The 13,548-nt window shown below is 43.6% G+C and carries 14 protein-coding genes; 11 read left to right on the top strand and 3 right to left on the bottom strand.

Features of this window, described 5'->3' with window-relative positions; translation table 11 throughout:
- The first annotated feature begins 81 nt into the window (after window positions 1-81).
- From ACN0W5_RS09640 to ACN0W5_RS09665, 6 genes are all read left to right on the top strand, one after another.
- On the top strand, window positions 82-651 hold the full coding sequence (locus ACN0W5_RS09640; protein ID WP_417453921.1) for a hypothetical protein: 570 nt from the start codon (window positions 82-84) through the stop codon (window positions 649-651).
- Between the two features lie 85 nt (window positions 652-736).
- Window positions 737-1,879, top strand: a complete 1,143-nt coding sequence (locus ACN0W5_RS09645) for an MlaE family ABC transporter permease (RefSeq protein ID WP_417453922.1) — start codon at window positions 737-739, stop codon at window positions 1,877-1,879.
- A gap of 2 nt (window positions 1,880-1,881) precedes the next feature.
- Window positions 1,882-2,664 carry an ABC transporter ATP-binding protein gene (locus ACN0W5_RS09650; RefSeq protein WP_417453923.1) on the top strand — a complete coding sequence of 261 codons (783 nt, stop codon included), beginning with the start codon at window positions 1,882-1,884 and terminating at the stop codon, window positions 2,662-2,664.
- A gap of 108 nt (window positions 2,665-2,772) precedes the next feature.
- Window positions 2,773-3,807 carry an MlaD family protein gene (locus ACN0W5_RS09655; protein WP_417453924.1) on the top strand — a complete coding sequence of 345 codons (1,035 nt, stop codon included), beginning with the start codon at window positions 2,773-2,775 and terminating at the stop codon, window positions 3,805-3,807.
- A gap of 111 nt (window positions 3,808-3,918) precedes the next feature.
- On the top strand, window positions 3,919-4,563 hold the full coding sequence (locus ACN0W5_RS09660) for an ABC-type transport auxiliary lipoprotein family protein (protein WP_417453925.1): 645 nt from the start codon (window positions 3,919-3,921) through the stop codon (window positions 4,561-4,563).
- A gap of 175 nt (window positions 4,564-4,738) precedes the next feature.
- Complete coding sequence (locus ACN0W5_RS09665) at window positions 4,739-5,719, top strand: bestrophin family protein (protein ID WP_417453926.1); 981 nt, start codon at window positions 4,739-4,741, stop codon at window positions 5,717-5,719.
- 24 nt (window positions 5,720-5,743) lie between these two features.
- Here the strand turns inward: ACN0W5_RS09665 and ACN0W5_RS09670 are convergent, their stop codons facing one another.
- Window positions 5,744-6,274, bottom strand: coding sequence for a MarR family winged helix-turn-helix transcriptional regulator (locus ACN0W5_RS09670; protein WP_417453927.1), 531 nt, complete (start codon window positions 6,272-6,274; stop codon window positions 5,744-5,746).
- Between the two features lie 149 nt (window positions 6,275-6,423).
- Between ACN0W5_RS09670 and ACN0W5_RS09675 the strand changes: the two genes are divergently transcribed.
- Complete coding sequence (locus tag ACN0W5_RS09675) at window positions 6,424-7,047, top strand: nitroreductase family protein (RefSeq protein WP_417453928.1); 624 nt, start codon at window positions 6,424-6,426, stop codon at window positions 7,045-7,047.
- Between the two features lie 43 nt (window positions 7,048-7,090).
- Window positions 7,091-8,026, top strand: a complete 936-nt coding sequence (locus ACN0W5_RS09680) for a DMT family transporter (protein ID WP_417453929.1) — start codon at window positions 7,091-7,093, stop codon at window positions 8,024-8,026.
- A gap of 51 nt (window positions 8,027-8,077) precedes the next feature.
- On the opposite strand, the gene ACN0W5_RS09685 is transcribed toward ACN0W5_RS09680, so the two are convergent.
- Entirely contained in the window at window positions 8,078-8,965 is an 888-nt protein-coding gene (locus ACN0W5_RS09685) for a LysR family transcriptional regulator (protein ID WP_417453930.1), read from the bottom strand.
- A gap of 105 nt (window positions 8,966-9,070) precedes the next feature.
- On the opposite strand from ACN0W5_RS09685, the gene ACN0W5_RS09690 reads away from it, so the two are divergent.
- Window positions 9,071-9,544, top strand: a complete 474-nt coding sequence (locus ACN0W5_RS09690; RefSeq protein ID WP_417453931.1) for an OsmC family protein — start codon at window positions 9,071-9,073, stop codon at window positions 9,542-9,544.
- A gap of 64 nt (window positions 9,545-9,608) precedes the next feature.
- Here the strand turns inward: ACN0W5_RS09690 and sthA are convergent, their stop codons facing one another.
- Window positions 9,609-11,000: a Si-specific NAD(P)(+) transhydrogenase gene (sthA, locus tag ACN0W5_RS09695; RefSeq protein ID WP_417453932.1), complete on the bottom strand. Its 1,392-nt coding sequence runs from the start codon at window positions 10,998-11,000 to the stop codon at window positions 9,609-9,611.
- A 465-nt stretch (window positions 11,001-11,465) separates the two neighbouring features.
- Between sthA and ACN0W5_RS09700 the strand changes: the two genes are divergently transcribed.
- Both ACN0W5_RS09700 and ACN0W5_RS09705 read left to right on the top strand, forming a co-directional pair.
- Window positions 11,466-12,491, top strand: a complete 1,026-nt coding sequence (locus ACN0W5_RS09700; protein WP_417453933.1) for a glycosyltransferase family 61 protein — start codon at window positions 11,466-11,468, stop codon at window positions 12,489-12,491.
- A 35-nt stretch (window positions 12,492-12,526) separates the two neighbouring features.
- A complete protein-coding gene (locus ACN0W5_RS09705) occupies window positions 12,527-13,489 on the top strand; it encodes a UDP-glucuronic acid decarboxylase family protein (protein ID WP_299376858.1) in 963 nt (320 codons plus the stop codon).
- Window positions 13,490-13,548 lie beyond the last annotated feature (59 nt).

The raw sequence follows: 13,548 nt of genomic DNA on the forward strand, positions 1-13,548 counted from the left end.
TTATGACAGTATCTTCTTGCTCTGGCTTGCTCAGCAGGAAAAGGGTAATAAATCCTTTCTACAAAGGTGAAAGGCAAGAAAGTGCCAATTGAAAACGAGTATAAATTTGCTCTCCACGATCCAGAGGGCAAACTAGAAGCAACGTTATCAGCCTCGGATTGTTTTCGTGTTGCCATACGGCAGGGCTATATTCGAAAAGGTGCTCGTATTCGTGAATGGCGTGACCTTAAGGCACAGATGGTCCGTTATATTTTCACCTACAAACAACGTGTCGATGATGACGTTATAGAAGTAGAAACAGACATATCTGAAGATGATTTTAACCGTCTTTGGTCTGTACGTGAGTATGATGTCACCAAAGTTCGCTTTAAATTCATTGTCGATGATGTGACGTGGGATGTTGATTTTTTAAAGGATCATGGCAAAACCTATTTCTCTTTGGCAGAAGTAGAATTACCCGAAGACGAACGCACCGTTCCAATGCCGCCTGACCTGATAAAAGATTATGTGCTGGGGAGTACAGGGCGACACGATAAAACCCTATCAAACAAACGTCTTTTGCATATTGATTATGCCAAGCAGGTCCAAGCCGCTTTTATCACTGGTGAAGATGCCGTTAGGGAATTGGTTTCAACATACCAAGTAACATAACCTTCTTTAAACTGGCCTTTTCAGGAAAAGAACGCGTAATATATATTTACGATCTCACTGAAACAAAAATGCGGCCTCTGATAATTTGACTTCACCGGAAATCAAGTTCTCCTCTGACAAAACAACACTGACCTACTTTCTTTCCGGTTCTTGGACAACGCAAGAACTCGCCAGCGTCATCACGCAAGTCTCTTCTTCAAAGGTTTCAAATGAAGCCGGCGCAGATAACGCGGTTCGAGTATTCGACCTAAAAGCTGTCGAGGTTATGGACACGGCTGGCGCACTTTACTTTCTACAGTACAAAGAAGCGATTGAAGAAAGTGAAGGAAAAACATCCCTTAAAAGTGTTCCCAAACATGTCAGGCAAATTCTTGATACTGTTCAAAAACATAGAATAAAAGAATGCCCCCCTGAAACCAGTCTCGTTGGTTTAAAAAAACTTCTTGCGGATACAGGTGAGAGTTTCTTCAAAATCATCACGCAGGTACAAGAACTCGTTGCATTTTTTGGGTTAGTTCTCGTTGCCTTCGCCAGACAAATGACCAACCCTAAACGCATCCGATGGACGCCTTTAGTTGCACAAATGGAACAAATCGGGATTCATGCCCTTCCGATCGTTGGTCTAATTTCCTTTCTGATTGGTGTGGTTTTAGCCTTTCAGGGTGCTGGACAACTCGAACGTTTTGGCGCACAGATATTCACAATTAATCTCGTTGCTGTCGGTGTGCTGAGAGAAATGGGAATCTTACTCACCGCCATTATTGTGGCTGGCCGATCTGGCAGTGCCTTTACGGCACAATTGGGAACCATGAAGGTCAACGAAGAAATTGATGCCATGCGCACAATAGGTTTAGACCCCATTGATGTTTTGGTTCTCCCTCGCATTTTGGGATTGATGCTAGTTTTACCCCTATTGACCTTTTACGCAGATATCATGGGCATTCTTGGTGGCGCAGCAATGACCATGCTCACGCTTGATCTGTCCTTTTATCAATACGTCCGTTATCTACAGGATGCTGCCTCACTGGGGGATTTCTGGGTTGGCATAATCAAGGCCCCTATTTTTGCGTTTATTATTGCCCTGATAGGCTGTCACGAGGGCCTACAAGTAAGTAGAAGTGCCGAATCAGTTGGACGACAAACAACCCGTTCTGTTGTTGAGGCAATCTTTTTTGTCATTGTTTTGGATGCGCTTTTATCCATTCTCTTCTCTGTTATGGGAATTTGAGAATGCCCACAGAAATCAAATCTGAAAATCTTGTTATCTCACTCAAAGGTATTCGCAATCAGTTCGGCGACCACATCCTTCATGACTACCTTGATCTCGACATCAGAAAAGGCGAAGTTTTAGGGGTTGTTGGTGGCTCGGGCACCGGAAAATCGGTTTTGATGCGTACGATAATTGGCCTTAATCAAAAAGCAGCAGGGTCCATAAAGATCCTGGAACAAGATGTTGATCAGATTTCACAGGCAGAATTAAGGGCCCTAAGACAGCGCATGGGAGTCCTTTTTCAGGATGGCGCCCTCTTTTCCTCCCTAACTGTTTCTCAAAACATAGAAGCCGTGATTAACGAACATACAAAACTCCCGAAACAGTTTGTACGGGAAGTTGCAGCTTTGAAAATTGCCTTGGCAGGCCTACCAATTGAAGCAGGAGACAAGTACCCTTCTGAACTGTCTGGCGGAATGAGAAAAAGGGCTGGTATTGCTCGCGCTCTGGCTCTGGACCCAGATATCCTTTTCCTCGACGAACCAACCGCGGGCCTTGACCCTATTGGTGCCGCCCAGTTTGATGCATTAATCGCAAAGCTACAGGATACATTAGGACTTACTGTTGTTATGATTACCCATGATTTGGATTCACTTCATGCCATCTGTAATCGTATTGGCGTTCTGCTGGATAAGAAAATAAAGGTCGGTACAATTTCAGAGCTGTCAAAAGAGCCTGATCCATGGATCAAGGAATATTTCGGCGGTCCACGAGGACGGGCAGCGACAAGATCACATGCATAACGGCAACTTAAAAATTATAATAACAAGCCACAACTATATGAGTAGCGCCCTAATCCAGACATATTCTGGGGCATATTCCGGGATATATTTTCCCGGTAAGGAGATATAATGGAAACCCGTGCAAACCATATGATTGTCGGCTCTTTTGTCATTGCTTTTTTTATCGGGGCTCTTGCCTTTGTGGTCTGGCTCGCAAAGTTTGAATCAGATCAAAGCTATGCCAATTACAATATTATTTACCGCGGGGATGTTACAGGTCTAAAACCCGGAAGCCCGGTTCGCTATCATGGCGTCAACGTAGGAGAAGTCGTTGATGTTGCTTTGTCACCGGACAAACCAGCAGAAGAAGTTGTTATCCTTTTAGAAGTAGAAGAAGGCACCCCCGTAAAACAAGACACCACAGCTACACTCCAGCTAGAGGGGATTACAGGGGTTAAATCCATCCAACTGACAATTGGCAATATGCAGTCTGCGCCACTTGTCGAAGAAGGCCCCTATGGTCACCCTGTCATCCAATCAAAAACATCCGCTCTAGATCAGTTATTAGAAGGTGCACCAGAACTGGTCTCAAGTGCCAATGTTCTTCTTGCACGCGGCAATAATCTGCTGAATGACCAAAACAGAGCGAGTATTGCCCTAACGCTTAAGAACATTGAAGCCCTGACAAAAGCCCTTGCTGAAAAAGAAAATCAAATCTCAGGCCTTATCGACGACACCGCCGTTACTGCCAGCAATATGAAGGCCGTTTCTGTATCGGTAAAAGAGTTAACTGACGAACTACGTCAGGGCAGTACAGAGATAATAAACAAAACTAACCATGCGATCACCTCGTTGGATAACGCCGCCGTATCAATTGATAATCTTGTTGGCGAAAGCACCCCGGAAATCAAAATTCTCGTACAGGATTTTCAACAAACAGCTCGCAGTTTTGCAAGCACCAGTAACCAGGTCGAAGCGCTTATCAGGGAAAACAGAGAACCTCTTCAGGATTTCACATCCACAGGGCTTTATGAATTTTCCAACCTGTTGTCAGAAACAAGAACTCTTGTTCGGGACCTACAACTCATCGCCGGGGAAATAGAGAGAGATCCCGCTAGGTTCTTTTTTGGCGATAAACAAAAAGGCTTTGAGCCACCAGAATAATATATCAAAATGGCTTCTAGCTATTGGAAAAACGATAGTTCTAGCCCCACTATACGTAAAAGATACGCCGAAGATGCCCAAAAAACGACAATGACAGAGTAAGTAGGCCCAATGAACGATACAGATAATAAAAAACGCACCTTCCTGAAACTTGCTGGCTTGCTTCCTGTTTCTGGCCTTCTTGCATCCTGTGCAACTCTTATTCCTGGACAAGGTCCACTTCCTGACCTTTATCGCCTATCGCCAAAAAGTACTTTTGACGAAGGCTTACCAAAGGTTCCATGGCAGCTGGTCTTAGAACAAACTTCGGCCAATGCCAGCTTGAACACAACAAAGATTGCGCTACAGCGTAAAGCCAATCAGATGGAATATTACGCCAATGCCGGGTGGGTCGACAAAGCCCCGATCATGGTCCAGACGCTGCTTGTGGAATCATTTGAAAATACCGATAGAATTGTGGCTGTTGGTAGAGAAACCATCGGCCTAAGATCAGATTTTATTCTAAAAACGGAACTCCGCGAATTTCAAACTCTTTATTTGGGCAATACGCCAGAGGTCAGGGTTGTCATTAACGCGAAAATTGTACAAATGCCCCGGCGAACAATTATTGGCTCCCAAAGTTTCGAGGCAAAAATTCCAGCACAGTCTGATCAATTGAATTCTGTTGTAGCTGCTTTCGACGAAGGGCTTGGGAAAGTTACCAAAAAACTCGTTGAATGGACTCTGTTTACTGCAAATTCGAAATATAAAGATTAGTTCATTTCCCAAAGACCAAAAGGCGCAGCAATGTGAATAGACTGGTTCCTTTACTCTATTCGAAACATCAAAACGATTATACTGAATTTTCGAATTGCGAAGCCCTTTAATTAACTAGATTTTGCGATGCTCACTTCGTTTTGCCCTCATGTTCTTATATCCGGAAAGCATCCAAATGATTATCAGGGACAAGCCTAATGTATTCAGATTATTCTTCGTTCTAAAGGGATCAATAGTTCCAACGATCGCGCCCCAAATTCTTTTTACAGCTTTGCTAGGACTGTTGGTTTATTCTATTCACCTTTACGCGCCGACCTATCTACCACACTTAACAGTTACACCCTTTATTTTACTTGGTGTGACGCTCTCAATTTTTCTGGGCTTTAGAAATAGTGCGTCTTATGAACGCTGGTGGGAAGCCCGAAAGCTTTGGGGACAGTTGATTATCGACACGCGTTCTCTTGCAAGGCAGACTCAAACATACGCATGGGTAAAAGGTTCTTCAGATAAAAATCAATCTACTGAGATAGAAAGTAAAGCCACCGATATGGCTATAGTATGCAAAACGCATCAGGAAAAAATTGTTTTCCTTGCAATCGGCTTTGCACACTCGCTACGCCATCACCTAAGAGGCACAGATTATAGTGACGATGTTCACAGGTTTCTATCCCCCGGTGATTTTCAAAACCTCAATAGAGTACACCACAAGCCCAACTTCATTTTAAACTTAATGGGGCAAGAGCTCCGCCAGATGCTTCAGAAAGAATTCATCGGTGAAATCTCGGCAAGGAACCTGGAAGAACGCCTGACTTCCCTATCCACCATTCTCGCCGCCTGTGAACGGATACACAATACACCTCTGCCCTTTGCCTATAACTTACTCCTCCACAGAACAGCGTATATCTATTGTATTTGCCTTCCTTTTGGTCTCGTTACGTCATTGGGCATAATGACACCTTTTGTAACAGCAATAATCGCATACACCTTTTTTGGTTTGGATGCTTTGGGCGAAGAGCTAGAAGATCCTTTTGGCACATCAGCACACGATCTCGCGCTGACAACAATGTCTCGCAATATCGAAATTAACCTGCTAGAGACACTTAATGAAGAGAACTTACCAGAGCCGGTAAAGCCAAATGGCTATTACCATATCTGACCTCAATATCCAGTAAGCACATAATCAATCGATCTTTGCCAATAGATGGCGAAGGTGTTGGCGTTCTTCATCAGATAGATTTGATAGCATAGCCTCTTCTTTTTTTACATGTGTAACCACCATCTCATTGGCCAAGTGAAAACCGTCATCAGTCAAGGCGACCATTTGCCCTCGCCTGTCATTTGGGTCCATCATTCTCTCAATAAGGCCACGTTTCTCAAGACGATCAAGCCGATTGGTCATCGCAGACGTTGATAACATCATATCTTTAGCTAACAACGAAGGAGACAACGTCTCTCCTTTTCCTTGACGGCGTAGGGTGAACAACACATCCATACCGGCAAAATCCAGATTGTAGTTAGAAATATTATCTAAAACGCCCTGCCGAAGTTTTTCCCCGGCCCGCCAGACTTCACCACACACAGCCATCGGTGCAGGGTCTATATCGGGCCTTTCCCGACGCCATTGCGCTAAAATTCCCTCCATTGGGCCGCCTTCTGTTGTCGACGAAATAACAGCCTTTTTTGGAATCGACTTTTTGGGGGCTTGACTCATCACAAAACAATCCTTATTTATTTTGACATCAAATTATTTGACGTCAAAATATCTTATATCAAATTATCCTAGATAGAGATACATGACGCCCCAAAAATTGTAAAGGCCCATAAGCAGTAAAGGGTCTGGAAATAGTAAAGGATTGCGTTATGCCAGATACATCACTTCCACTCCGCACCCCGAACCACCCAATTGATCCATTATTTATCAACAGGTGGTCTCCCCGTGCTTTTGACAGCAGCAATATTCCGAACGAGGATCTTCAAACCATTTTGGAAGCAGCAAGGTGGGCGCCCTCAGCATTTAATGTACAGCCTTGGCGCTTTGTTTATGCCCATCGTGGTGATGAACACTGGAATACACAATTGGATCTATTAGACCCCTTCAATAAAAGTTGGGCACAAAATGCATCAGCATTGGTTTTTGTTATATCGGACAAGATTGTCTCTGGGGATGGTACACGGCCAGACCGCCCATCAAATTACAATAGTTTTGATACAGGCGCAGCCTGGGCTCAGCTAGCCCTTCAGGCTTCTATTAGTGGATATAAAGCCCACGCAATGGCTGGCCTTTATTTCGACAAAGCACAAGAAGCATTAAACTTACCAGAGCGCTATAAAGTCGAAATTGCTGTTGCTGTTGGTAAAAACACAGACCCGGACTTTCTTGCCCCTGAACTACAGGAAAGAGAAATTCCCAGCCAACGTCTTTCTAGTACTGAAATTATTTTTTCTGGCACGTTTTCACAAAGCTTCACACCAAGCACTTTTTGAAAGTTAGTTAACAACAAGTACATTCGTACTCAGGAGAAGACAAATGAGTTTATCAACAACAAACAATGCCTCGGGAAACAACTCAAAGGGTAAAAATGTATTGAAAAGTCCTACCAGCCTTCTCCTGATAACCGGCACATTAATCGGTTTCAACTTTCCTTTGGGAAAGATTGCTGGCGAAGCAAACGTTTCCCCGATGATTTGGGCTCTTCTGGTCTCTGTCGGGGTATCTAGCCTTATACTGCCAAGCTTAATTCTTCGAAAACAGCTCGCAATACCCAAAGGAAAAACATTACGGTACGCCATTATATCGTCTCTTATTTCTTTTGTTATTCCGAACCTACTTCTTTTTAGTGTTATTCCCCATGCCGGAGCAGGATATACAGGATTAATGTTTGCGCTCTCACCTGTGTTTACGCTCGCGCTTGCAACTTTGTTTAGACTTAAAACACCTAATTTTTTAGGATTACTAGGTATAGGCATTGGTTTTGTCGGCGCCATTGTAGTGAGCATCACTCGTGCAGGCTCAGCAGAAGCCCCGGAACTTATCTGGATTATCGCGGCAATCCTGATCCCCCTGACACTGGCATGCGGTAATATCTATAGAACCATTGATTGGCCGGAAAATGCACTTCCAGACAGCCTTGCATTCTGGAGCCACGGCTTTGCAATATTAGTGTTTATTGCCTTGCTTCTTGCCACTACAGGAACTGTCCGGATTTCAGAACTTGCCGTAATCCCATGGATCGCAGCAACACAAGCTGTTGTAGCTGGCTTAACTTTTCCGGTTTTCTTCAGACTCCAACAAAAAGGCGGTCCAGTTTTGCTCAGCCAGATTGGGTATGTTGCCGCCGCCGTCGGTCTTCTAACCGCTACCTTTATTCTCGGCGAACGTTATAGTCTTTATACGTGGGGCGGCGCAGGCATAATAGCCATCGGTATTGTCATCACCATTATTTCACAAAGGCAAAAAGCATAATAACCCTGCCCTAATGACTTCCCTTCAGGCCTAGCGTGTCACAACGACATCTTAGGCCTGAAGGGAAGTCATTAAATTGGCTCCATCTTGTAAAAACTTGTGCCACAGAAAGTTGACGTGCGGATTTTTAAGCGCCTCGGGATGACAAACCATAGTAATCTCTGTTTCTGGTATCGAACCTTGCCAATTGACCCTAAAAAGCCCCATATGTGTTGCGATATAATCAGGCAAAACGCCAATACCGACACCTGCCAGAACCGCTTGCGCTTGGACAGGTACACTATCGGATCGAAAAACAATGTTTTTGGAAAGTACCCGTGAGGCAAAACTTTCTATATAAGGCATCGACATATAGGCTTCGTTAAACCCAACAAGCTTATGTAAAGTTAAGTCCTCCTCAGAATTCGGCTCACCATAGGTTTCGAGATATTTTTCCGAAGCCCATAAACCGTTTTTCAATGTAAATATCTTTTTCTCAACAAGCTCTGTATCTTTCTGTCCGCGAACTCTAAAAGCGATATCAGCCTCGCCACGGTGTAAATCTTCTATCTGGTTTCCAGGTGACAGCAAAACCTTCAAGTCAGGCTCCCGCGCTTGAATCTTAGCAACAACCTGAGGCAACCAATAAGCGGCCAGTCCCTCCGTTGCCGTCAAGCGAACTGGCGGATAATCACGCTGGCCAAAGCTTTCCAACTCTTTCTCAAGGCGAAACGCCGTTTCAACAAGGGGCGTTATCCTCTTAGCAAGCAACAACCCATAGGCCGTCAGGCGCACATATTTGCCATCGCGCTCCAAAAGCTGTTGCCCCAAGCGCTCTTCCATCGCGGCAATCCGCCGACCAACCGTTGGTTGGCTTACGCCTAACTCTCGGGCAGCAGCAGAAAGCCCACCGTTTTTAATAACGGCCTGAAAATATCGATAATCATCCCAATCACTCATCTATTCATTTTTGTATTAATAAAGATCAAAAACAAACATTTTTATTTATAAAATAAATTGCGTATGATTTTACCAGAATGAACACGCTGCGACGGGATTATACCGATGAGCCAAGAGCATCAATACAGAACTCACCTTTCCTGGACAGGGAACAAGGGAAGCGGGACGAGCAACTACAAAGCCTATGATCGCTATTATGATATTATAATAGAAGGAAAAACCACATTGTCAGGCTCTTCGGATCCTGCATTTCGTGGAGATCCCACACGACATAATCCCGAAGACCTTTTATTGGCATCGATTTCGTCCTGTCACATGCTGTGGTATTTGCATCTCTGTTCAGTCAATAAAATCGTTATCGTCGATTATCAAGATACGTCAACAGCGACAATGACCATGAATCCAGATGGGAGTGGGCAGTTTACAGCCGCAACACTTAACCCGATTGTGACCATTAGTCAGAGCTCTGACAAAGAAAAAGCCATACAACTGCATCATGACGCAAATAAACTATGCTTTATTGCCAGATCCGTGAATTTCCCAATTCATCACAAACCACAGATAAAAATAGAAACATAAACCAGCTAAAAGCTCACGGTCTGGTTCGTAGAAACTGACCGTGAGCGCAGTTCTCTTACCTAAACTATTCAGACGGCATTCTATTCCACGCATCCAGAGCTGCGACCTTATAAGCCTCGGCAAGGGTTGGATAGTTAAATGTGTTCTCAACAAAATATTCCAGCGTGCCCTTTAGATTGAGAACGGCCTGCCCAATATGAATAAGCTCTGTCGCCCCTTCCCCGACAATATGCACCCCAAGAAGACGTCGGGTTTTAAGCGAGAAAATCATTTTCATCATACCGTGACTGAGGCCCATAATCTGTCCCCGAGCGGTTTCATGAAAGTGACAAACACCGCACTCGTATGGAATACCCCGCTGTTGAACTTCTTCTTCTGACATACCAACCGTCGACATTTCCGGGACAGAATAAATTCCATAAGGGAAATATTCAGGCGCGTCATAAGCATCTTGCTCAAATGCGTGACAGGCAACGATGCGACCTTGCTCCATGGATGTTGACGCCAAGCTCGGAAAGCCAATGACATCCCCCGCAGCATAAATATGGTCAACCTCGGTCTGAAAATTTTCATTAACCTGAATTCGGTTACGATGATCAGCCTTAATCCCAGCTTTATCCAGACCAAGTTTATCTGTCGCACCCATCCGTCCGGCAGAGAAGAGGACCATATCGGCCTTAACGATACGCTTGTTTTCTAACGTAATCGTATTACCACCGCCCTCAATTTTCGTGATTTTCTCGACCCCTTGCCCAAAACGGAAAGTGACATTTTGCTGTCTGAGAAGGTGCGTGAATTCAGCAATAAGTTCCCGATCAATGAAATCGAGCATCGTCTCTCTTGGCTCAATAACCGTTACGGCAACATCCAATGCACTGAATATGGTCGCGTACTCAATACCAATGACCCCAGCGCCTATTACGGCAAGTGACCTCGGCAAGGTTTTTAAATCAATAATTTCATCGCTATCAATGATCGTTTCCCCATCAAAGGGAATGTAATCAGGCCTGTGAGGTTGCGTGCCCGTGGCGATAAGAATTTTATCACCATGCACAGACGTCACCTCACCTTCGTCATCAACAACCTCAAGCGTATTAGAGTCAACAAAGTGTGCAAGCCCTTGTATCCAATCAACTTTGTTACGGACAAACTGATGCTCAAGGTTGTCCACCTCGTGCTGCAAGGTCATATGCAACCGTTCGAGAAGGTCTTCCGCGGTAATATTATCTTTCACACGATAAGAACGACCATAGAAAGTACGCTCACGCCAACCTGACAAGTTCAGAACTGTTTCCCGTAATGTCTTACTTGGCAATGTACCGGTATGAACAGAAACACCGCCAATCGCAGGGCTTTTTTCAATAACAAGAACTCGTTTGTTCCATTTCGCAGCCTGAACAGCAGCCCGCCGCCCCGATGGCCCACTTCCGATAACAACAAGTTCATACCGTTCCATACTTTCCCCCAGCAATCTTTCTTCTATGTCGAGTTTTATTTCAACAAAAGCACATCATGTTATTAAAATACACTGATGTTATTTGCTGTATATCACAGCTTATATCGTTCAAGATTTATTCAATCTCTATTGATTAACATCAACCAGATAACAATTAAAATCATGCCCTGATATTACAATACGAGAGTTACCCATCGCCTAATTAAATTAGCTTATCATCCTGAAACTGATAAGTGCTATAATTTACCTTTACTTACAACCTGTTTTTCTTAACAATTTTACGGATCTCGAAGTCAAATTAGTACAATTACATTGATTTTATAGAACCATTTTAAAACGCTTAAAATAGAACTGCTTCTTTGTTCATTTAAGACCCGTTTGTCATAATTAAGTTGCTCCAATTATTGGATTATGTAATAGGACAAGCAACCTTAAATTTAGAAGTCTGATAGAGGCACTTCCTTTATGAAGCCTGATAAAATCCAGCGAACATCCCTAACTGAGGCTATAATTGTTCGTCGTGATTATCCAAAAAATATCAAATCGGATGACAAGCATCTCTTCAAAAGCGCAATAGAACAAACCGTTCCCGGAAGTGATCTACTGACAATTGATGGTGCTGTAATTCTTGGCAACGGATGGGTCTGGTCAGACGCCAACGTTGTAAGAGAAGCCTTTAACCCACACAGGCAGCCAGATGCCAGAAAAAAAAGGTTAAAGGGAAGACTGCGCTTATTCCTCTCCAACCTTCAAAGACAACAATCCTCAGAAGGTCTTTGGATCTCTGATGTTTGGAGCTACAACTATTATCATTGGCTAACAGATACAATTCCCCGCCTATTTCTTGCTCGAAAAAATGGTGTAACCGCACAATTATATCTGTCTAAAATTTGTATAAATCCTAAGTTCATCCCAATTTCATTGGAACTTCTAGGAGAGAATAAGCCTAAATATATAAAACATGATCTCGCTTCCATAAGGTTTGAGAAGTTATTCTTACCAACCTACGCAGGCGAAGTTGGTAACAATCATTCCCCGACAATAAGGGCGGTTGCCGAAAAGTTCCGACAGCCTTGGGCAAAAACAACACCGCCCAAACGTCGTGTGTATATCAGCCGTAAAATGGCCCCCAACCGTCTTGTCGCGAATGAAGATGAAATTTTACCAATTCTAGATAAATTTAATGTCGAACCTGTCTGTTTCGAAAAGCTCTCTTTCACAGAACAAATAGAGCTCGCAGCTTCTTGCGAACTTATTATCGCCCCTCACGGTGCAGGTTTAACCAACATTATGTTTATGCCAGAAGGTGGAAACGTAATTGAATTCCATCCCAGCAACGTTGAAATTAATCAATGTTATTTCAATCTGTCTCACTCTATGCGTCATTCTTATCAATACTTGATTGCAGATAGTATAGACAATAAAAGCAACATGACACTTAATCCCGCAGCAGTGGAACAATGCTTGGCTACAGCATTAGACCATTCTTAACCGCTAAGTAGGGTGAGCGCCCAAGGCAGAACAAAATGAACAAAAGAATATTGATTACCGGCGGAGCAGGTTTTCTAGGCTCCCACCTTTGCGAACGACTGCTAGAGCGTGGGAACGAAGTGCTTTGTGTTGATAACTACTTTACTGGTACCAGAAGAAATGTAGAGCACCTTATCGGACATCCAAGATTTGAATTAATGCGGCATGATGTCTGCTTTCCTCTCTACGTAGAAGTTGACGAGATCTACAACTTGGCCTGTCCAGCATCCCCTATCCACTATCAACACGACCCTGTGCAAACGACAAAGACATCAGTGCACGGTGCTATAAACATGCTTGGTCTGGCCAAAAGAACCAATGCCAAAATCCTGCAAGCCTCGACGTCTGAAGTTTATGGAGACCCCGAAGTACATCCACAAACAGAAGACTATTGGGGTAATGTAAATCCAATAGGTATTCGTTCTTGTTATGATGAAGGCAAGCGTTGTGCAGAAACACTCTTCTTTGATTACTGGCGTCAACATCAGCTGCGGATAAAAGTTTTACGTATTTTCAATACCTACGGCCCGCGTATGCACCCCAATGATGGACGTGTTGTTTCAAATTTTGTTATGCAGGCATTGCAAAACGACAATATAACGATCTATGGGGATGGAACACAAACCCGGTCATTCTGTTATCGTGATGATCTTGTCGAAGCTATGATCTTATTGATGCAAACAGATGACAAAGTTACCGGACCAATAAATGTCGGTAATCCAAACGAATTTACGATCAAAGAGCTTGCCGAACTTGTTATTGAACTGACAGGATCCAAATCAAAAATCATCTACAAAGACTTACCTCAAGATGATCCCACTCAGCGAAAGCCGGATATATCTATAGCTACGAGAGATCTATCCTGGTCTCCCAAAGTACAGCTTAAGGAAGGTTTGCAGAAAACAATCGAGTACTTCGAAACTGTTATAAAAGCCGAAGTTCAAGAGAATAAAATTTAATCTCACCTTTTATCGCTTTACTCCCGAACGTTTAACGCCTTAACCCATAAAACGTTCGG

This window comes from Kiloniella sp. (assembly GCF_048270245.1).
In the GTDB taxonomy this organism is placed as follows: domain Bacteria; phylum Pseudomonadota; class Alphaproteobacteria; order Kiloniellales; family Kiloniellaceae; genus Kiloniella.

What these genes read in the sequence shown, in the direction of transcription:
- ACN0W5_RS09650 (WP_417453923.1), top strand. Translation starts at nt 1,882, where the DNA reads ATGCCCACAGAAATCAAATCTGAAAATCTTGTTATCTCACTCAAAGGT.
- ACN0W5_RS09670 (WP_417453927.1), bottom strand. Translation starts at nt 6,274, where the DNA reads ATGAGTCAAGCCCCCAAAAAGTCGATTCCAAAAAAGGCTGTTATTTCG.
- ACN0W5_RS09685 (WP_417453930.1), bottom strand. Translation starts at nt 8,965, where the DNA reads ATGAGTGATTGGGATGATTATCGATATTTTCAGGCCGTTATTAAAAAC.
- ACN0W5_RS09700 (WP_417453933.1), top strand. Translation starts at nt 11,466, where the DNA reads ATGAAGCCTGATAAAATCCAGCGAACATCCCTAACTGAGGCTATAATT.
- ACN0W5_RS09690 (WP_417453931.1), top strand. Translation starts at nt 9,071, where the DNA reads ATGAGCCAAGAGCATCAATACAGAACTCACCTTTCCTGGACAGGGAAC.
- ACN0W5_RS09660 (WP_417453925.1), top strand. Translation starts at nt 3,919, where the DNA reads ATGAACGATACAGATAATAAAAAACGCACCTTCCTGAAACTTGCTGGC.
- ACN0W5_RS09665 (WP_417453926.1), top strand. Translation starts at nt 4,739, where the DNA reads ATGATTATCAGGGACAAGCCTAATGTATTCAGATTATTCTTCGTTCTA.
- ACN0W5_RS09655 (WP_417453924.1), top strand. Translation starts at nt 2,773, where the DNA reads ATGGAAACCCGTGCAAACCATATGATTGTCGGCTCTTTTGTCATTGCT.
- ACN0W5_RS09705 (WP_299376858.1), top strand. Translation starts at nt 12,527, where the DNA reads ATGAACAAAAGAATATTGATTACCGGCGGAGCAGGTTTTCTAGGCTCC.
- sthA (WP_417453932.1), bottom strand. Translation starts at nt 11,000, where the DNA reads ATGGAACGGTATGAACTTGTTGTTATCGGAAGTGGGCCATCGGGGCGG.
- ACN0W5_RS09675 (WP_417453928.1), top strand. Translation starts at nt 6,424, where the DNA reads ATGCCAGATACATCACTTCCACTCCGCACCCCGAACCACCCAATTGAT.
- ACN0W5_RS09680 (WP_417453929.1), top strand. Translation starts at nt 7,091, where the DNA reads ATGAGTTTATCAACAACAAACAATGCCTCGGGAAACAACTCAAAGGGT.